General features: G+C 62.2%; 15 protein-coding genes. 8 read left to right on the plus strand and 7 right to left on the minus strand.

What is annotated here, in order from left to right:
• The first annotated feature begins 134 nt into the window (after nucleotides 1–134).
• Complete coding sequence (gene folD / locus SJ05684_RS01375; RefSeq protein WP_095694186.1) at nucleotides 135–1,034, plus strand: bifunctional methylenetetrahydrofolate dehydrogenase/methenyltetrahydrofolate cyclohydrolase FolD; 900 nt, start codon at nucleotides 135–137, stop codon at nucleotides 1,032–1,034.
• A gap of 161 nt (nucleotides 1,035–1,195) precedes the next feature.
• Here folD and SJ05684_RS01380 read toward each other — a convergent pair whose 3' ends face one another.
• Nucleotides 1,196–2,227, minus strand: a complete 1,032-nt coding sequence (locus SJ05684_RS01380; RefSeq protein ID WP_034851863.1) for a substrate-binding domain-containing protein — start codon at nucleotides 2,225–2,227, stop codon at nucleotides 1,196–1,198.
• A 297-nt stretch (nucleotides 2,228–2,524) separates the two neighbouring features.
• On the opposite strand from SJ05684_RS01380, the gene SJ05684_RS01385 reads away from it, so the two are divergent.
• The 6 genes from SJ05684_RS01385 to SJ05684_RS01410 all read left to right on the plus strand — a co-directional run bounded on the left by SJ05684_RS01385 (nucleotide 2,525) and on the right by SJ05684_RS01410 (nucleotide 9,755).
• Nucleotides 2,525–3,883, plus strand: a complete 1,359-nt coding sequence (locus SJ05684_RS01385) for an ABC transporter substrate-binding protein (protein ID WP_034851864.1) — start codon at nucleotides 2,525–2,527, stop codon at nucleotides 3,881–3,883.
• Nucleotides 3,884–4,126: 243 nt separating this feature from the next.
• Entirely contained in the window at nucleotides 4,127–5,137 is a 1,011-nt protein-coding gene (locus SJ05684_RS01390) for a carbohydrate ABC transporter permease (protein ID WP_034851866.1), read from the plus strand.
• A gap of 1 nt (nucleotide 5,138) precedes the next feature.
• Entirely contained in the window at nucleotides 5,139–6,284 is a 1,146-nt protein-coding gene (locus SJ05684_RS01395) for a carbohydrate ABC transporter permease (RefSeq protein WP_034851867.1), read from the plus strand.
• Nucleotides 6,285–6,312: 28 nt separating this feature from the next.
• The gene (gene bglA, locus SJ05684_RS01400; protein ID WP_034851869.1) at nucleotides 6,313–7,968 is read left to right on the plus strand and encodes a beta-galactosidase BglA; all 1,656 of its coding nucleotides are present in this window, start codon (nucleotides 6,313–6,315) and stop codon (nucleotides 7,966–7,968) included.
• Nucleotides 7,969–7,987: 19 nt separating this feature from the next.
• The gene (locus SJ05684_RS01405) at nucleotides 7,988–9,076 is read left to right on the plus strand and encodes an ABC transporter ATP-binding protein (RefSeq protein WP_034851871.1); all 1,089 of its coding nucleotides are present in this window, start codon (nucleotides 7,988–7,990) and stop codon (nucleotides 9,074–9,076) included.
• 265 nt (nucleotides 9,077–9,341) lie between these two features.
• Nucleotides 9,342–9,755, plus strand: a complete 414-nt coding sequence (locus SJ05684_RS01410) for a hypothetical protein (RefSeq protein WP_034851876.1) — start codon at nucleotides 9,342–9,344, stop codon at nucleotides 9,753–9,755.
• Between the two features lie 184 nt (nucleotides 9,756–9,939).
• Here SJ05684_RS01410 and edd read toward each other — a convergent pair whose 3' ends face one another.
• The 5 genes from edd to SJ05684_RS01435 form a co-directional block, all read right to left on the minus strand.
• Nucleotides 9,940–11,760 carry a phosphogluconate dehydratase gene (gene edd, locus SJ05684_RS01415; RefSeq protein ID WP_034851877.1) on the minus strand — a complete coding sequence of 607 codons (1,821 nt, stop codon included), beginning with the start codon at nucleotides 11,758–11,760 and terminating at the stop codon, nucleotides 9,940–9,942.
• 188 nt (nucleotides 11,761–11,948) lie between these two features.
• Nucleotides 11,949–12,647 carry a 6-phosphogluconolactonase gene (gene pgl, locus SJ05684_RS01420; protein WP_034851878.1) on the minus strand — a complete coding sequence of 233 codons (699 nt, stop codon included), beginning with the start codon at nucleotides 12,645–12,647 and terminating at the stop codon, nucleotides 11,949–11,951.
• A 9-nt stretch (nucleotides 12,648–12,656) separates the two neighbouring features.
• A complete protein-coding gene (zwf, locus tag SJ05684_RS01425; RefSeq protein WP_034851880.1) occupies nucleotides 12,657–14,132 on the minus strand; it encodes a glucose-6-phosphate dehydrogenase in 1,476 nt (491 codons plus the stop codon).
• A gap of 141 nt (nucleotides 14,133–14,273) precedes the next feature.
• Complete coding sequence (locus tag SJ05684_RS01430; protein WP_034851887.1) at nucleotides 14,274–15,560, minus strand: NAD(P)/FAD-dependent oxidoreductase; 1,287 nt, start codon at nucleotides 15,558–15,560, stop codon at nucleotides 14,274–14,276.
• A 15-nt stretch (nucleotides 15,561–15,575) separates the two neighbouring features.
• Nucleotides 15,576–17,012: a glutamine synthetase family protein gene (locus SJ05684_RS01435; RefSeq protein WP_034851889.1), complete on the minus strand. Its 1,437-nt coding sequence runs from the start codon at nucleotides 17,010–17,012 to the stop codon at nucleotides 15,576–15,578.
• A 213-nt stretch (nucleotides 17,013–17,225) separates the two neighbouring features.
• On the opposite strand from SJ05684_RS01435, the gene SJ05684_RS01440 reads away from it, so the two are divergent.
• Nucleotides 17,226–18,410 (plus strand): BaiN/RdsA family NAD(P)/FAD-dependent oxidoreductase, encoded by a 1,185-nt coding sequence (locus tag SJ05684_RS01440; protein ID WP_034851890.1) that lies wholly within the window; start codon nucleotides 17,226–17,228, stop codon nucleotides 18,408–18,410.
• Between the two features lie 39 nt (nucleotides 18,411–18,449).
• Here SJ05684_RS01440 and SJ05684_RS29445 read toward each other — a convergent pair whose 3' ends face one another.
• A complete protein-coding gene (locus tag SJ05684_RS29445; RefSeq protein WP_157747883.1) occupies nucleotides 18,450–18,770 on the minus strand; it encodes a hypothetical protein in 321 nt (106 codons plus the stop codon).
• Nucleotides 18,771–18,908: the final 138 nt, after the last annotated feature.

An 18,908-nucleotide genomic window follows, 5' to 3' on the forward strand; every position in this document is an offset into this window, starting at 1 on the left:
GCGGAGCAGCCCGCCGTGCCCGTTTAGGCCCTTGCATTTATGCATTTGGGACAGCATAGGGCGCAGGCAGGCAATTGCGCCGCGGAGCGCTGACTAGAGTGTGCCGGCAAGAGGGACTAACCGGGAGATACGCCGTGACGACTGTGATTGATGGCAAAGCCGTTGCCGCTTCGGTCATCGAAACCGTGAAATCCGCCACCAGGGCTCTTGAGGCCGAGGCAGGCGTTCGGGCGGGGCTCGCGGTCGTCATCGTTGGAGACGACCCGGCAAGCCACGCCTATGTGTCTGCGAAGAGCAAGATGGCCAAGGAGTGTGGCTTCCTTTCGGTCCAGCATACCCTGCCGACGGAGACGACGCAGAAGGAACTCGCAGCGCTGGTCGCCGAGCTCAATTCGGATCCGTCGATCCATGGCATTCTCGTGCAGTTACCGCTGCCGAAGCACCTCCAATCGGAGCCGATCATCCAGTCGATCCTTCCGGAGAAGGACGTCGACGGCCTGCATGTCGTCAATGCCGGCAAGGTCGCGACCGGCGATCTGGAAGGCGGGCTCGTCTCCTGTACGCCGGCAGGCGCCATGGTCTTCGTGCGCCGCACCCACGGAGAGGATCTCTCCGGCCTCAATGCAGTCGTCGTCGGGCGCTCGAACCTGTTCGGAAAGCCGATGTCGGCGTTGCTTCTCGCCGCCAATGCTACCGTCACGACCGCTCACTCCCGCACCAGGGACCTGCCGGCCGTCTGCCGCAATGCCGACATCCTAGTGGCGGCAGTCGGTCGCCCGGAAATGGTCAAGACGGACTGGGTAAAGCCCGGCGCGACGGTTATCGATGTCGGCATCAACCGGGTGCCCGCGCCGGAGCGTGGCGAGGGCAAGACAAAGCTTGTCGGCGACGTGGCCTTCGACGAGTGCGCCAAGGTGGCAAGCGTTATCACGCCGGTGCCGGGTGGCGTCGGGCCGATGACGATCGCCATGCTGATGGCGAATACGATCATCGCCGCCCATCGCAAGGCCGGCCGCAAACCGCCGAAATTCTGAGCGTCACCCGCCGCGAAACAGGGTCTACAGCGCCGAGCGTCGTATCGGATGCAATCGGGGACGGGCAAAAGTTCGCTGTAGCGCTTTGAATGCTGCATGTCCTGAACCGAGGCCGATTTGAGGAGACATGCCGTGGGGACAGGGGACGGCAGTCCTCGGCCCTATCGCTCGGGCGCCGACCCCGTCGAAGCGCGTACGATCAACTCGGCGCGCCAGAGCTCCTGCTGCGGATAATCGCCGAGATTGAGTATGCCCGCGATCAGGCGCGTGGCAATGCGCGCGCCGGCGGCCCTCAGCGAGGAACGCGTCGTCGTCAGCGGCACGCTGAAATTCTCCGGCCTCAGCATGGGAAGCACGTCGTCATGGGCGATGACCGAAATGTCGCGGCCGATGACGAGGCCAGCCTGGTTGATCGCTCGCACGGCGCCGAGCGCGAGAACGGTACTGGCGCAGAGGAGGGCCGTTGGAGGGCCCGGCCGCTCCAGGAAGGATTGCATGCTCCTGTAACCGTATTCGTCCGTCATCTCGGAATGGTGGACGAGCGCTTCGTCCAGGCGGAGACCCCATTCCTCGAGCGCCCGCATCAGCCCTTTTTTCCGACGGACGGAAAAGGCGAGATGTTCCGGGCCGTTGATCAACGCGATCCGGCGATGTCCGAGCTGGAGCAGGAGTTTGGCGGCGTCGTAGAAGGCGCGGGTATTGTCGACATCGAGAAAGGGATAGTCGCGCGGCCCGCCCATTGATCGGCCGTGCACGACAAAGGGAATGGAGAGTGATTTCAATATGGGAATGCGCGGATCGTTCTGGCGCATATAGGCGAGAAAGACCGCATCGACATTGCCGCTGGCGGCAAGCCGCCGGAACGTCGCTTCCTCGTCGTCGGGGGCGCTCGGATTGAGTACGAAATGGAAATCGTGCTTCAGGGCCTCCTCGGCCAGGCCCGCCAGGAATTCCCCGAAATGAATGTCGGAATCGATGCCGGATGCAATCGGCATGACGAGGCCGATCGAGTACGCTTTTCCCGTTGCGAGCCGCTGGGCCGCCCGGTTGGGGCGATAGCCGGTTGTGCGCACCGCGTCGAGCACCCGCCGGCGTGTTTCCGCATTGACTTCAGGATAGCCGTTGAGCGCGCGGCTGACCGTCGTCTGAGACAGGCCGAGTAGCTCCGCTAGCTGCTTCAGATTGACCGCCATGGTCAAAAACCTCCCAAAGCGCTTTGGATGACTGTGTCATTTTTGTCGTATTCACCAGGGCGCTTTCTATCTGTACCATCCGAACGACGCTGGAAGAAAGCGGAAAATCCTTGTTTTGCAATGCAAAATCAATGACGCAAAGCAAAACTCGCAGCCTCTCCGGCTGCGTAGATGAAATCTCTTGACTCTTTTGAGGTTGCAATGGAGTGTTGGCGAACTCAAAGCGCTTTGAATTTTGCGCATTGACGATCCGCCCGTGGGCGTACGCTCCGGGCTTCTTTTCGGGAGGACCAGAACGTGAAGACATCATTGCTGATGGGCGTGGCGGCGCTCGCACTGCTTGCAGGAGTTGCCAGCGCCGCAGACCTGAAGTTTCAGCCGGGCGAGGATTCCAAATTCAACTGGGCGAGCTATGAGGAATTCAAGAACGCGCATGACCTGGAAGGCCAGACGCTGACGATCTTCGGTCCCTGGCGCGGCGAGGATGAGGCGCTGTTCAGGAGCGTCTTCGCCTATTTCGCCGAGGCGACGGGCGTCGAGGTGAAATACTCGTCCTCCGAAAACTACGAACAGCAGATCGTCATCGACACGCAAGCCGGCAGCCCGCCGGATGTGGCGATCCTTCCGCAGCCGGGCCTGATTGCCGATCTCGCCTCCAAGGGCTACCTGACGCCGCTTGGCGACGAGACGAAGCAGTGGCTGCTCGACAACTATTCCGCCGGGCAGTCCTGGGTCGATCTCGCGACCTATAACGGCAAGGACGGCACGCCGGCGCTTTACGGCTTTCCATACAAGATCGACGTCAAGTCTCTCGTCTGGTACGTGCCGGAAAACTTCGAGGACGCCGGCTATGAAGTGCCGAAGACGATGGAGGAGTTGAAGGCGCTGACGGAGAAGATCGCCGCTGACGGCGAGAAGCCCTGGTGCATTGGGCTCGGCTCCGGCGGTGCGACCGGGTGGCCGGCTACCGATTGGGTCGAGGACCTGATGCTGCGCACGCAGCCCCCGGAGGTCTACGACAAGTGGGTCACGAATGAAATTCCGTTCACGGATCCGGCTGTCGTCAACGCCATCGAGGAGTTCGGCTGGTTCGCACGCAATGACGAATTCGTCGACGGCGGCGCCGCAGCCGTCGCCTCGACAGATTTCCGTGACAGCCCGAAGGGTCTCTTCGCCTCTCCGCCGAAGTGCTACCTGCACCATCAGGCCTCGTTCATTCCGTCCTTCTTCCCGGAAGGCACGGTCGTCGGCGAGGATGCCGACTTCTTCTACATGCCTCCCTATGAGAGCCAGAAGGAGCTCGGCAATCCGGTGCTTGGCGCTGGCACGCTCGCAATGATCACCAGGGATACACCGGCCGCACGTGCGTTCATCGAGTTCCTCAAGACCCCGATCGCGCATGAGGTGTGGATGGCGCAGACGAGCTTCCTGACGCCCTATAAGAGTGTCAATGTCGACGTTTACGGCAATCCGCCACTCAAGAAGCAGGGCGAGATCCTGCTGAGCGCCACCACCTTCCGCTTCGACGGTTCCGACCTGATGCCCGGCAAGATCGGCGCGGGCGCCTTCTGGACCGGCATGGTTGATTTCGTCGGCGGCAAGTCCGCGGACGACGTTGCAGCCGACGTGCAGAAGGCCTGGGACGCTATCAAGTAGAGCTGGAACATGCGGCGGACGACGAAGGGCGTCGTCCGCCGCCTTGCGGTCGGATTGCCTGCGCGGGGCGGCGGTCGGAGACTGCAGGGCAGTGCGACGCGCAAATGTCGCGGTAGAGCTTTGAATTGCTGCATGTCTTTGCCCTCGACTCGGGGCCGAGCTTAGAGACTTGCAATAGAACGGTAGCGCGCCGAAGGTGATGCGCCGTGCGCCGGTTCCGCGCGCATGTGAGGGGAGGGATGTATCATGCAGCTGATTGCCGCAATCGTTACCATGATAGCGGGCGTGCTGGCCTGCGCCGCCTATTTCTGGGCCAGCAACTTCGTGCTCGACCGGATATTTCCGTCGAAGGGACTGGCCGGGGCCGCCGCGTCGCGCAATCTGCGCATCACCAATGCCATCCGGCCCTGGCTGTTCCTGGCGCCGGCCCTCTTCGCGCTGACGATCTATCTGATCTACCCGGTCATTCAATCCGTATACCTGAGCTTCTATGGCCGTGCCGGGCAGAATTTCGTCGGGCTGCGCAACTACGTCTGGATGATCAATGACGGCGAGTTCCGCCAGTCGATCTTCAACAATTTTCTCTGGCTGCTCGTCGTGCCGGCGCTGTCGACCTTTTTCGGTCTCATCATCGCAGCCCTGACGGACCGCATCTGGTGGGGCAACATTGCCAAGACGCTGATCTTCATGCCGATGGCGATCTCCTTCGTGGGTGCCGCAGTCATCTGGAAGTTCATCTATGATTACCGGTCCGCGGGCTCCGAGCAGATCGGCCTCCTGAACGCAATCGTCGTCGCCCTTGGAGGAGAGCCGCAGGCCTGGATCACGCTGCCCTTCTGGAACAATTTCTTCCTGATGGTCATCCTCATCTGGATCCAGACCGGCTTTGCCATGGTCATCCTGTCGGCGGCGTTGCGCGGCATTCCGGAGGAGACGATCGAGGCCGCGGTGATTGACGGCGCCAATGGCTGGCAGATCTTCTTCAAGATCATGGTTCCGCAGATCTGGGGGACGATCGCCGTCGTCTGGACAACCATCACCATCCTCGTTCTCAAAGTCTTCGACATCGTGCTGGCGATGACGAACGGTCAATGGCAGAGCCAAGTTCTCGCCAATCTGATGTTCGACTGGATGTTCCGCGGCGGCGGCGATTTCGGCCGCGGCGCCTCGATTGCCGTCGTCATCATGATCCTCGTCATTCCGATCATGATCTGGAACATCCGCAATGCGGCCAAGGAAACGGGAGGACACTGACATGAACGCGTCGAAACGTTCTCCGCTGACCTGGGCCGTCCACCTTGCCGTGCTGCTGCTGGTACTTCTCTGGACTCTCCCGACCGCCGGCCTTCTGATCTCATCGCTGCGCGACAAGGACCAATTGGCCGTTTCCGGCTGGTGGACGGCGCTGTCCACCTCGTCGCGCAACGATGTCGCGCGCGCCCCGTCGCCCGAGAACCAGGTCGAACGGGACGGCACATTCGTCATCACCGGCAATCTGCTGCAGGGCCAGGGCGGCGAGGTTACCGCCTTCGGTTTCTCCAGTCGCGAACCCACCGCATTCGATCCGGGGGAGACGGCGGAACTCAATGACGGCGAGCGGCTGACCGTACAGGCGGACGGCAGTTTCGAAATCGTCTCCGACACCCGCATGGAAGGGTCGCGCGGCCAGCGCATATTCTTCACCGCCTCGATGCCGCCGCGCTTCACGCTGGAAAACTACGGCGAAGTACTGAGCGCGGCTGGGATCGGCAGGTCATTCATCAATTCGCTGACGGTTGCGGTACCTTCGACCGTCATTCCGATCCTGATCGCGGCCTTCGCGGCCTATGCGCTTGCATGGATGCCGTTCCCCGGTCGCGCGATCCTGATCGCCGTCGTCGTAGGCCTGCTGGTCGTGCCGCTGCAGATGTCGCTCATTCCGCTTCTGAGGCTCTACAACGACGTCGGTGCCTTCCTCGGCGTCCCGGCCAAGACCTATATGGGAATATGGCTCGCCCATACCGGTTTCGGCCTGCCGCTCGCGATCTATCTCCTGCGCAACTACATGGCCGGCCTGCCGCGCGAGATTATGGAATCGGCGCGGGTCGATGGCGCCAGCGATTTCGACATTTTCGTCAAGATCATCCTGCCGCTGTCGTTCCCGGCGCTCGCCTCCTTTGCCATTTTCCAGTTCCTCTGGACCTGGAACGATCTTCTCGTCGCCATCGTCTTCCTGGGCGCCGGCAATGACCAGCTCGTGCTGACCGGACGCCTCGTTAACCTCCTCGGGTCGCGCGGCGGCAATTGGGAAATCCTCACCGCTTCCGCCTTCATCACCATCGTCGTTCCGCTGATCGTGTTCTTCGCGCTGCAACGCTACCTCGTTCGTGGGTTGCTGGCGGGCTCGGTCAAGGGCGGCTGATTTTCAGAGACAAGGACCCACAAAGCGCATGAACATCAATGCAACGGCGAGCTCCACCTTGCAGCCTGACAAGGACTGGTGGCGCGGCGCAGTGATCTACCAGATCTATCCGCGCTCCTTCCAGGACACGAATGGCGACGGCGTCGGCGATCTCCGGGGCATCACCGCCCGTCTCCCGCATGTGGCGGCGCTCGGCGCCGACGCCGTATGGATATCGCCCTTCTTCACCTCGCCGATGCGGGACTTCGGTTACGACGTCTCCAACTACACGGATGTCGATCCGCTCTTCGGGACGCTCGAGGATTTCGAGGAGTTGACCGCCGAGGCGCACCGGCTCGGGATTCGCGTTATGATCGACCTGGTCCTGTCGCACACGTCCGACGTGCACCCTTGGTTCATGGAGAGCCGGTCGAGCCGCACCAATGCCAAGGCGGACTGGTATGTCTGGGCGGATTCCAAGCCGGACGGCACGCCGCCCAACAACTGGCTGTCGATCTTCGGCGGCTCCGCCTGGGCTTGGAACCCGACGAGGCAGCAATATTACCTCCACAACTTCCTGACCGCGCAGCCGGACCTCAACCTGCACAATCCGGAGGTCCAGGAGGCGCTGCTCGCCGTCGAACGCTTCTGGCTAGAGCGCGGCGTCGACGGCTTCCGCCTCGACACGATCAACTTCTACTTTCATGACAAGGAGCTGCGCGACAATCCGGCACTTGCGCCAGCGCGCCGCAATGCCTCCACGGCGCCGGCGGTCAATCCGTACAACTATCAGGAACACATCTACGACAAGAACCGGCCGGAGAACCTGGATTTCCTGAGGCGCTTCCGCGCGGTGATGGATGAGTTCCCGGCGATCGCCGCCGTTGGCGAGGTGGGCGACAGCCAGCGCGGACTCGAGATCGCCGGGGAATACACATCCGGCGGCGACAAGGTGCATATGTGCTATGCCTTCGAGTTCCTGTCGCCGGATCCGCTGACGCCCGCGCGTATCGCCGAGGTGCTCGAGCAGTTCCACGAAGTGGCGCCGGAAGGCTGGGCCTGCTGGGCCTTCTCCAATCACGACGTGGTGCGTCATGTCAGCCGCTGGGGCACAAGCGTCAGAGACCACGTCGCCCATGCCAAGCTGCTTTCGAGCCTGCTCATGTCGCTGCGCGGCTCCGTCTGCATCTATCAGGGCGAGGAACTGGCTCTCTTTGAAGCGGACCTTGCCTATGAGGATCTGCAAGATCCCTACGGCATCCAGTTCTGGCCGGACTTCAAGGGGCGTGACGGCTGCCGAACGCCGATGGTGTGGGAGAGCCGTCTGGACGGGGGCTTCAGTGAGGGGAGGCCCTGGCTGCCGATTCCGGCAAACCACCTGTCGCATGCAGTTGCCATGCAGGAGAGGGATCCGGAGTCGGTGCTCGAGCATTATCGCCGCTTCCTGCAATTCAGGAAGGCGCATCCGGCCTTGGCCAAGGGCGAGATCGAATTCGTCGAGACTCGAGGACCGCTGCTCGGCATTGTGAGGACCCATGGCGACGAGCGGCTCTTCTGCCTGTTCAACATGAGCGGCGAGGCCGTGACCGGCCACAAACCGGACGGCACGCTGGAGCCGCTCGAAGGCCACGGCTTCGTTTCTGATATAAAGAACAACGAGATCAATCTTCCGGCCTGGAGCGCGTTTTTCGCGCGCCTGGCCTAGAATGCGAGGGGAGGGTGCGATGACCGGCCTGCTTTTAAAAGATATCCGCAAGTCCTATGGGGCGGTTGATGTCATTCACGGCATCAATCTCGACATTAAGGAGGGCGAGTTCGTCGTCTTCGTCGGACCGTCCGGCTGCGGAAAGTCGACATTGCTCAGAATGATCGCCGGCCTGGAGGAGATCACCGGCGGCGACATGTATATCGAAGACGAGCGGGTCAACGACGTGCCGCCTTCGAAACGGGGCATTGCTATGGTGTTCCAGTCCTATGCGCTCTACCCGCATATGACCGTCTACGACAACATGGCCTTTGGCATGCGCATCGCCAAGGAGTCGAAGGAGGAGATCGATCGTCGCGTCCGCAATGCGGCGGACATCCTCCAGCTCACCAAATTTCTCGACCGGCTGCCGAAGGCGCTTTCCGGCGGCCAGCGCCAGCGCGTGGCGATCGGCCGGGCAATCTGCCGAAACCCCAAGGTCTTCCTCTTCGACGAACCGCTCTCCAACCTCGACGCGGCGCTCCGCGTCGCGACCCGCATCGAAATCGCCAAGCTCCACGAGCGCATGGCGGACACGACGATGATCTACGTCACCCACGACCAGGTGGAGGCGATGACGCTCGCGGACCGCATCGTGGTCCTATCTTTAGGGCATATTGAACAGGTCGGCGCTCCGCTCGAACTCTATGAGCGGCCCGCAAACCTCTTCGTCGCCCGCTTCATCGGCTCGCCGGCGATGAATGTCTTCCCTTCGACGATCACGGCGACCGGAACCCAGACGGCGGTGGCGCTCGCGGGCGGCAAGTCCGTGACGCTCGACATTGCGACCAATGCGTCGGAAAGCGGAAAGACGGCGAGCTTCGGCGTCCGCCCGGAGGACCTGCAGGTAAGCGAGAGCGAGGATTTCCTGTTCGAGGGAACGGTTTCGATCGTCGAGGCGCTCGGCGAAGTGACGCTGCTCTATATCGAAGGGCTGGTCGAGAATGAACCGATCATTGCCAAGTTGCCGGGCATCCTGAAGGTCAGGCGCGGCGACAAGGTGCGCTTCACCGCCGACAAGGCCAAGTTGCACCTTTTCGACTCGAACGGGCGCAGCTATCGCGCCTAACGGCGGAGCGGGGCAATTCGCCGCCCAGCTTAACCGCGGGGTGAGGGGAATGGGATGCGCGGCTCGCCTGGTCGTCGTCCCAGAAGCACCTGTAGTGAAGCAAGGTCGGCGCGCACAACGCACTCCGCCGCGCTTGCGGCAGAAGGTGCCGGCAGGCCGATGAGGATCAATTTCCGACTTTTTCCACAAGCCCGCATTCACCCAAACGCTCTGTTAAATTTCGTGGGTTAGCCTGACCCCAAATGAGACACGAAAGGTGATTTCGATGCGCGGCACGGCCCCTGCAATGCATCAGCAGCATTTCCTCAACAAGGAAGAGTCCTTCATGTATGATCGGGAAACGAACTTCCCGATGGAGGACACGCGCAACGAGGCCCGCATCGAATACACCGAGAAGGGGATGCAGCACCTCTCTTCGCGCCGCTGCGAGATTATCAAGCTATCGAAGAGCAGTGCCATGATCGGCATCCTGACGCAGTTCCATCTGCCACAGAATTTCTACCTGGATGTCCCGAGCGCTCGTATCCCGCTGATTGGCTGCCTTCTGAAGCGCGTTCACGCCAACAACATCATCGAGGCGCGATTCCTGCGCCTGCTCAGCGACCGCGACCTCAATCGGATCTTCGTCTACAGCACCCATCCGAACCACCGCAACCGCACGCTTGACATCTATGGTTGACGGCGCCGTCGGGGCGGCTTTGTCCGGAGCACCTGCAGCGATTCGAGCGCATCGGCCCGAAATTCGGACCCGATTTTCGGAAGGCACGATGCGTAAGAGAGTTACGGCTTTCTTTGTGCGCCCCTAAGGACGCACGGCGCCTTTGCCGAGTCAATTGCCGATCCGGCCGTGTCGCCGCCTGTGCTCAATGGAACAGCACGCTGGCGCCGTGGTCGGCCGTTCCGGCGATCTGGCGGAAGGGAGCGAAGAGCTCGCGGCCCATGCCGTAATCGTTGTCGGACAAATCGATGTGCGCCGGCACGCGCGTTTTCAGCGCGATGTCTTCGATCAACACCTCGATCGTTCCCTTGACGGCATCGATGCGGATGATGTCGCCCTCCTGAACGCGGGCGATGGGTCCGCCGTCCCTGGCTTCCGGGGTCACATGGATCGCCGCCGGCACCTTGCCCGAGGCGCCCGACATCCGGCCGTCGGTGACGATCGCCACTTTCTGCCCGCGATCCTGCAGGATGCCGAGCACGGTCGTCAGCTTGTGCAGCTCCGGCATGCCGTTCGCCTTCGGCCCTTGGAAACGTACGACGGCGACGAAATCGCCCTCGAGCTTGCCCGCCTTGAAGGCCGCGTTCAATTCCGCCTGATCGTTGAAGATCTTGGCCGGTGCCTCGATGATATGGCGCTCCGGCTTGACGGCCGAGACCTTGATGACGGCCTTGCCGAGATTGCCGGTCAGCATCTTGAGACCGCCAGAATGCTGGAACGGCTGGTCGATGCTTGCAAGCACCTTCGGATCGGCGCTTTCCTGGGGCGCCCGTTCGCGTTTGACGCCGCCGTTCTCGCCGAGCTTGACGTCGATTGCATAGGCCTCGAGCCCTTGGCCGTAGACTGTCCTGACATCCTCATGCAGCAAACCCTGCTTCAGCAACTGGCTGATCAGGAAGCCCATGCCGCCTGCGGCGTGGAAGTGGTTCACGTCAGCAAGGCCGTTCGGATAGACGCGGGCAAGCAGCGGCACGATATCGGAGAGCTCGGAGATGTCCTGCCAGGTGAGCACGATGCCGGCGGCGCGCGCCATGGCGACGAGATGCATCGTATGGTTTGTCGAGCCGCCGGTCGCGTGCAGGCCGACAACGCCATTGACGATCGAGCGCTCGTCGATCATCTCGCCGGCCGGCATGAATTCGTTGCCGAGCGCCGTGATCGCCAATGCGCGCTTCGCCGCCTCCTTGGTCAGCGCATCACGCAAGGGCGTGCCGGGATTGATGAAGGAGGCGCCCGGCAGATGGAAGCCCATGATCTCCATCAGCATCTGGTTGGAATTTGCGGTGCCGTAGAAGGTGCAGGTGCCGGGCCCGTGATAGGACTTGGACTCGGCTTCGAGCAACTCGTCGCGGCCGACCTTGCCCTCGGCAAAAAGCTGCCGGATGCGTGCCTTTTCGTCGTTCGGCAGGCCCGAGGTCATCGGTCCGGCCGGAATGAAGACGGCGGGAAGGTGACCGAAAGTAAGCGCCGCGATCACCAGGCCAGGCACGATCTTGTCGCAGACGCCGAGATAGACAGCCGCATCGAACATGTTGTGCGACAGGCCGACGCCCGCTGCCATAGCGATGATGTCGCGGGAGAACAGCGACAGCTCCATGCCGGGCTGGCCCTGCGTGACACCGTCGCACATTGCCGGCACGCCGCCGGCGACCTGCGCCACGCCGCCGGCCTCGCGTGCCGCTTCGCGGATCAGGGCCGGATAGCTCTCGAAGGGCTGATGCGCCGAGAGCATGTCGTTGTAGGAGGTGATGATGCCGAGATTGGGAACGCGGTCGCCGGCAAGCGCCTCCTTCTCGGCGGGGGAACAGACGGCAAAGCCATGCGCGAGGTTGCCGCAGCCGAGCACGGTGCGGTGCGGTCCGTTCGCGGCGGCGCTGCGGACGCGATCGAGATAGGGTTCTCGAGTGGCTTTGGAGCGCTCGGCGATGCGGGCGGTAATGGCGGCAATGCGGGAATCGGCGGACATGTCACATCCTGTTCCGGAGTCTCGGGACTCCTCTTCATCCTGTCATTGGCTTTACAGCGGCAAATGCTCCTGGGACGCACAAGTGTCGCCGTAAACCCTGAATTACTGCCCCTCACTTCCGCATGGAATCAAGGGGCCGTGCAAACCGGGCGTCGCGCATTCAAGCTCCGACGCCCGAACCGAGCGCATCAGGGCGCCCAGTAAACCTGCAGCGGCGAGGCCGCACGCCGGAGCACGGCGCGGATCGGCATCTCCGCCTCCTCGCCCGGCATTTCGGCGCGGGCAAGAACCTCCTTCTTGGCGTCGCCTTCGATATGCAGCACCAGGTAACCGGCGTCCTGAAGGCTGGAGAAGGTGAGGGTCAGGCGGGTCTCGCCGGCGCCGTCAGCCTCCATGGTGATCACGCCGCGCGGCGTCGCGGGATCGAGGGCTTCCTCAAGCCGCGTCCCGCCGGGAAAGAACGATGCGGTATGCCCGTCCGTTCCCATCCCGAGCACGACGACATCGAAGGGGGAATTGAGATCTGCGACTGCTGCGCTCGCCTTGGCGGCCGCCTCCTCGGCGCTTGCCGCATCATGGTAGAGCGGCACGAAACGCGCTTCGGCAGCCCTGTTCTTGAGGAGGTTGGCGGCGACCAGCCCATGATTGGAGCGGTTGCTCTCTGGCGGGACGAAACGCTCGTCCACGAGCGTAACACTCACTTTAGCCCAATCGAGTTCACGTTGCGACAGAGCCTGGAAGAATGCCTTGGGCGTAGAGCCGCCCGAGACGGCGATGCTGGCGTTGCCGCGGGACTTGACTGCCGCCTCGAGCCTGGCGCCGACGGCATGCGCCAGTGCTTCCGCCAGCATTTCCCCGTTTTCGTATCTGTGCAGGGTAGCGCTCATCGACCGGTCCTAGATTGCATCGTTCCAGGTGCGACCATCGCGCTCGATCAGCGCGATCGCCTGGCTCGGTCCCCAGGTGCCCGCTGTGTAGCCCTGCACCTGTTGCCCCGTCGTTTCCCAGGCCTTCAGGATCGGGTCGATCCATTGCCATGCCGCCTCCACCTCGTCGCGGCGCACGAAGAGCGTCTGGTTATTGCGGATGACGTCGAGCAGCAGCCGCTCGTAAGCATCGGCATTGCGCGCGTCGAAGGCCTCGGCGAAGCTCATGTCGAGCGACACGTTCCTGAGCCGCATGCCGCCCGGGCCGGGGTCCTTGATCATCAGCGATTGCTTGACGCCCTCGTTGGGCTGCAGCCGGATCATCAACTGGTTGGCGGAGATGCGGCCGGCGCTGTGGTCGAAGATCGAGTGCGGGATCTGCTTGAAGGTAATGACGATCTCCGACATGCGGCCCGCCATGCGTTTGCCGGTGCGGATGTAGAAGGGCACGCCTGCCCAGCGCCAGCTGCTGATCTCGGCCTTGATAGCCACGAAGGTTTCCGTGTTGGAAACGCCGCCTTCCAACTCCTCGAGATAGCCTTTGACCGGACCGCCGGCCGAGGCGCCGGCGCGATATTGGCCGCGTACGGTCACCTGCTCGGCATTGCTGGCGGTAATAGGCTTCAGCGCGCGCAGCACTTTCAGCTTTTCGTCGCGCACCGCCTCAGCGTCCATCGAAGTCGGCGCTTCCATCGCCACGAAGCAGATGAGCTGGAGAATGTGGTTCTGCACCATGTCGCGCAGCGCGCCAGCCTTGTCGTAATAGCCGGCGCGATTTTCGAGACCAACCGATTCCGAAACGGTGATCTGCACGTGATCGATATGGGCCGAGTTCCACAAGGGCTCGTAGAGCGCATTGGCGAAGCGCAGCGCCATCAGATTCTGCACCGTCTCCTTGCCGAGGTAGTGATCGATGCGGAAGATCTGTTCCTCCCGGAAAACCTTGCCGATCGTGTCGTTCAGTTCGTTTGCAGAAGCGAGGTCGCGTCCGATCGGCTTCTCGACGACGATGCGGGTGCTCCTCGTGATCAGCTTGTTATCGCGGATCCGCTCCGAAATATCGCCGAAGATGGCGGGCCCGACGGCGAGATAGAAGGCGCGGATGCGGTCCTTGCCTTCATCGAGAGTCTTTTTGAGATCATCCCAGCCCTGCTCCGACTTGGCGTCGACCGAGACGTAGAAAATGCGGGCCGTAAACTTGGCCACTTCCACTTCGTCGAACTCGCCCGGCTTCAGATGTTCCTTCAGCGCGTCGGTTGCGAATCTGCGGTATTCGTCGTGGGTAAGGGCCGCGCGCGATGCGCCGATGATGCGGGTCGGCTCCGTCAGCTGGCCCTCCATCTGCCGGTGGTAAAGTGCCGGCAGCAGCTTGCGTTCGGCAAGATCGCCGGTTCCCCCGAAGACGACATAATCGAAGGGTTCGACGGGAATGATCTGGCTGCTCATGGGATATCTCGATCTCGTTGAGGTCAGGGCAGGTATAATCTAATCGATTTAAAAGCGCTAGGGTGCAACGCAACAAAATGTATCCGCGCTGCATTTTCTGCCGCTTTTTTCCTGTGTCCGGATGCTGGCCCGATCAGCTCTTCAAAGCCGGTCGCGCAGGGCATACCAGCTGAGGGCCAGGAACAGGAGCGCTGACCGGAACCGGGTTCCGCCTGGAAAAGCCGGTATTTTCAAATCCTTGATGAGATCGAGCTGTGTATCTCTACCCAGCGCAAGGTCCGCATAGAGCTTGCCGCAATAGTTGGAGAGCATGACGCCGTGACCGGAATAGCCGCCGATCGTCACGACACCCGGCATGACCTCGCGGCAGAATGGCTGGCGCGGCATGGTAATGCCGACGGCGCCGCCCCAGGCATGGGGGATCTCGATATCCGCAAGCGCCGGGTAGATCTCCCGGATCTGGCGGCGGATATGGCTCGAAATGTCGCGCGGATTGTCGGCCGTGTAGGCCTCCCGGCCGCCGAACAGCAGCCGCCCGTCCTTCGACTTACGAAAATAGCGCACGACGAAACGCGAATCGTCGACGGATTCGCCGCCCGGAAGAACGCCGGGGTGCTCGGTAAGGACCGTCGTGGCGCCGATGAAGGAGCGGATCGGCATGACATGGCTCGCCGTCACCGGGTCGAGATTGCCGATATAGGCGTTGCAGGCGATCAGCGCCCGGTCCGCTGTGATGGTCCCCCGCTCGGTCTCGATCAACACCGCGCCGCCCCGTTTGTCGATCTTGAGTGCCTTTGTCTCTTCGTAGAGATTGGCGCCCGCAAGGGCAGCCTGTTCAGCCAGGCCGACCAGGAGCTTCATCGGATGGATATGGCCGGTGCCGGTGTCGCGAATGCCGAAGCGGTAATGTGAGGAGCCGAGGCGGCTTGCGGTTTCCTCGCGACCCATGAAGGAGAGATGCGGATAGCCGAAGCGTTCGGCCATCACCTCCACGTGGCCAAGGTACTCCTTCTCGAGACTGTCCTTGTGGCTGACCGAGAGCTGGCCCGGTACGAACTCGATGTCGATCGCGTGTTCCCGTGCGAAATCCAGCACATAGCGCTTGGCGCTTTCCGCCATGTCGAAGAGCAGCTGCGCCCGTTCGTGCCCGATTGCCTCCTCGAGATCTTCCGCCCAGGCGCGTTGGCCGGTGCCGAACTGGCCGCCATTGCGGCCCGATGCGCCGTCGCCGAAGCGGCAGGCGTCGATCAAGGTGACGTCGACACCGTTCTTCGAAAGATTGTAGGCCGCTTGCAACCCCGTATATCCGCCGCCGATGACGGCGACGTCGGCTTTGCGCGAGCCGGCCATCGCCGGATAGGAGGGCCTCGCGGGCATGCTTGCCTCGTACCAGGAGATTCCGGGCGAGATCGGGCTTTGCCAGGTCATGGGGACGCCTTCCGGTCAGACGTTCAGGAGCAGGAATTCACGTTCCCACGGGCTGATGACCTGCATGAAGGTCTCGAATTCGCCGCGCTTCACGCCGGCATAGATGGCGATGAATTCGGCACTGAAAACGTCGGTGAGCGAGGGCGCCGACTCGAGCAGCGACACCGCCTCGAGCAGCCCGCGCGGCAGGTCGATCTCGCCCTCATTCGCGGTGTCCTCGGTGGGGGGCGTCGGTTGCAGGTTCTCGACGATGCCCAGATAGCCGCAGCCGAGCGAGGCGGCGAGTGCCAGATAGGGATTGGCATCCGAACTCGGCAGCCGGTTCTCGATGCGCCTTGCGGCGGGATCCGAAACGGGAATACGGAAAGCCGTCGTCCGGTTGTCGTAGCCCCAGGCCGTGTTCACCGGCGCTGCCATGTCCGGGGTCAGACGTCTGTAGGAGTTCACATAGGGCGCCATCATCGACAGAGTTCTCGGCACGTAATGCTGCATGCCGCCGACGAAGGCGAAGAATTCCTTGGAGGGGGAGCCGTCGGGATTGGAGAAGATATTGCGCCCGGTGGCGATATCGATCACCGACTGGTGGATGTGCATGGCCGAGCCCGGCTGGCCCTGCATCGGCTTGGCCATGAAGGTGGCAAAGATTCCGTGCTTCAGCGCCGCTTCGCGGATCGTGCGCTTGAACAGGAAGACCTGGTCGGCAAGCTCGATCGGGTCACCGTGCCTGAGATTGATTTCGAGCTGAGCCGGCCCCTCTTCATGGATGAGCGTATCGATCTCGAGACCCTGCTTTTCCGAAAAGTGGTAAATGTCGTCGATCAGCTCGTCGAACTCGTTTATCCCGGCGATCGAATAGCCCTGGCCGCCGAGAATGGAACGGCCGGAGCGGCCCTTCGGGGGCCGCAGCGGATAATCCGGGTCATCGTTCTGGGCAACGAGGTAGAATTCGATCTCAGGGGCGACAACCGCTCTCCAGCCCTTCTGGCGGTAAAGCTCGACCACGCGCTTCAGGACGTTGCGCGGCGTATAGCTGATCTGCTCGCCCTGGGAGCCGACGATGTCGCAGATCACCTGCGCCGTCGGATCACTTTCCCACGGAACGATAGAAAGCGTCGAAAGATCCGGCACCAGCTTGATGTCGCTGTCGCGCGAGTCGTAACGGAACTGCCCGGTCTCATCGGGATATTCGCCGGAAATCGTGTGGCGGTAGATGGCCGAAGGCAGTGCGAGCGAGGTGTTGGAGGTGAATTTCGAGGTCGGCATCATCTTGCCGCGCGGCACCCCGGCCAGGTCGGGCGTGATGCATTCGATGTCCTCGATGCCGCGGATCTTGAGCCATTCGACCGCTTCATTCCAGGTTTTGACGCCGCGGGCTGAATGCACGTCGAGGGGTATTTTCGAACTCTTGCTGACCTTTGCTGTCTCTTGGGCAACACTTCTCTTGGAAGACATAAATCACCGGATTTGGCTTCGGATAGCGCATCATAGCTACAGATTGCCGATTGGCTACTGCATGTTTCCTCAAATCGAATTTGAAATGACTACAAAGCACGCCGCACCCGAATTGCGGCTCCGAACGTGCGCCGCACGGCTCCCTGGAGCTCTTGGGAATTGACATTTGGCTGGCCTCCGGGAAGGAAAAGCCGAAACGCGGAGAGGTATTGCGTGGCCGAAAAGCAGGATGTGGTGATCATTGGGGCAGGCGCCGCCGGGATGATGTGCGCGATCGAAGCGGCAAAGCGCGGACGGCGCGTTCTCGTGCTCGACCACGGCAAGGCTCCGGGGGAGAAGATCCGGATTTCCGGCGGCGGCCGCTGCAACTTCACAAATATTCATGCGGGCCCGAAGAACTTCCTTTCCGACAATCCGCATTTCTGCAAGTCGGCGCTTGCGCGGTATCGCCCGCAGGACTTCGTGGCGCTCGTCGAGCGCCACGGCATTGCCTGGCACGAGAAGACGCTGGGGCAGCTCTTCTGCGATCGATCGGCCAAGGACATCGTCGGCATGCTGCTCACTGAGATGAAGCAGGGCGGTGCGGCCTTGCGGCTCGAGACGGCGATCTCCACGATCGAGCGGATCGCATCGGGCTTCCGCTTGACAACGGGTGGCGGTGCGATCGAGGCAGCCTCGCTGGTTGTCGCGAGTGGAGGAAAGTCTATTCCGAAAATGGGAGCGACGGGCCTCGCTTACCGGGTGGCGGAGCAGTTCGGGCTACCTGTGGTCGAGACGCGACCGGCGCTGGTGCCGCTGACGCTCGATCCGGCGCAACTCGAAAAGCTTGGCGCACTCGCCGGTGTCGCTGCCGATGCCGAGGTGCGCTTCGGCAAGGCTGCCTTTCGCGAGGCGGTGCTAGTCACACACCGTGGGTTAAGCGGCCCGGCAATCCTGCAGATCTCCTCCTTCTGGCGCGAAGGCGCGGAGATCGTGTTGAGGCTGATGCCGGAGGTCGACATTGCCGCAGTCCTCAAGGCAATGCGCCGCACCAACGGGCGCCAGGCGCCACAGACGGCGCTCGCCGAGATCCTGCCGCGACGGCTCGCGCATTTCTTCGCCGAGGAGACAAGGCTGACGGGGCGGCTGCTTGCCGATCTCTCGGACAGGGCGATCGACGCGCTGGCGGCGTCTGTCCAGGCCTGGACATTGAAGCCCGCCGGCTCCGAGGGATACCGGACGGCCGAAGTGACGCTCGGCGGAGTCGATACGCGCGCGCTCGATTCAAAGTCGATGCAGGCACGAGACGTTCCCGGGCTCTATTTCATCGGCGAATGCGTGGACGTGACCGGCTGGCTCGGCGGCTATAATTTTCAATGGGCCTGGGCTTCCGGCTTCTCCGCCGGTCAAGCGGTGTAACGACCGCGCAAAAATGGTGATTTGCTTCTTCAGCCATTGTTAATGGAAATGGCCGAACCTCGTCTTCATGGCTGCAAAGGCCGCACTGGCGGAATGGCTCGCAAACGGAAACCGCACTGTTTCCATTTCATGGACTTTCCTCAGCAGCAGGATGGTTGCACCATGAAGCGCATGGCAGGCCGGGGCCTGCCAGCCGAGTGTCAAGGACAGGAAGCCATGCAAAAGCAACGCCGCCGCCCCCGCGCCATCGCTATTGCCCGCACCGGGGAAAGCCGCTCCGAAGCGGAACTCATCGCCTTTGCCGCATTTCTCGCTCTCTTCGTGATCGCAACTGTCGCTATTTTTCTCTCCTTCTGACACGGCGGTTCTTGCCGGGGAGGCGAGCTGTCGCCTCACGATCATCGGCTAGCATCTGGGGTCGCCGCGCTTATAAGATTGTTAATCGTTGCGCCCGAATATGGCCGCCACGTGAGTCCGCAAGGTCCTTGCTGCCGACAG

Source organism: Sinorhizobium sojae CCBAU 05684 (assembly GCF_002288525.1).
Lineage (GTDB): Bacteria > Pseudomonadota > Alphaproteobacteria > Rhizobiales > Rhizobiaceae > Sinorhizobium > Sinorhizobium sojae.

Coding starts and splice junctions, on each gene's coding strand:
- SJ05684_RS01380 (WP_034851863.1), bottom strand. CDS start 2,227: ATGGCGGTCAATCTGAAGCAGCTAGCGGAGCTACTCGGCCTGTCTCAG.
- SJ05684_RS01395 (WP_034851867.1), top strand. CDS start 5,139: ATGAACGCGTCGAAACGTTCTCCGCTGACCTGGGCCGTCCACCTTGCC.
- bglA (WP_034851869.1), top strand. CDS start 6,313: ATGAACATCAATGCAACGGCGAGCTCCACCTTGCAGCCTGACAAGGAC.
- SJ05684_RS01405 (WP_034851871.1), top strand. CDS start 7,988: ATGACCGGCCTGCTTTTAAAAGATATCCGCAAGTCCTATGGGGCGGTT.
- SJ05684_RS01410 (WP_034851876.1), top strand. CDS start 9,342: ATGCGCGGCACGGCCCCTGCAATGCATCAGCAGCATTTCCTCAACAAG.
- edd (WP_034851877.1), bottom strand. CDS start 11,760: ATGTCCGCCGATTCCCGCATTGCCGCCATTACCGCCCGCATCGCCGAG.
- pgl (WP_034851878.1), bottom strand. CDS start 12,647: ATGAGCGCTACCCTGCACAGATACGAAAACGGGGAAATGCTGGCGGAA.
- zwf (WP_034851880.1), bottom strand. CDS start 14,132: ATGAGCAGCCAGATCATTCCCGTCGAACCCTTCGATTATGTCGTCTTC.
- SJ05684_RS01430 (WP_034851887.1), bottom strand. CDS start 15,560: ATGACCTGGCAAAGCCCGATCTCGCCCGGAATCTCCTGGTACGAGGCA.
- SJ05684_RS01435 (WP_034851889.1), bottom strand. CDS start 17,012: ATGTCTTCCAAGAGAAGTGTTGCCCAAGAGACAGCAAAGGTCAGCAAG.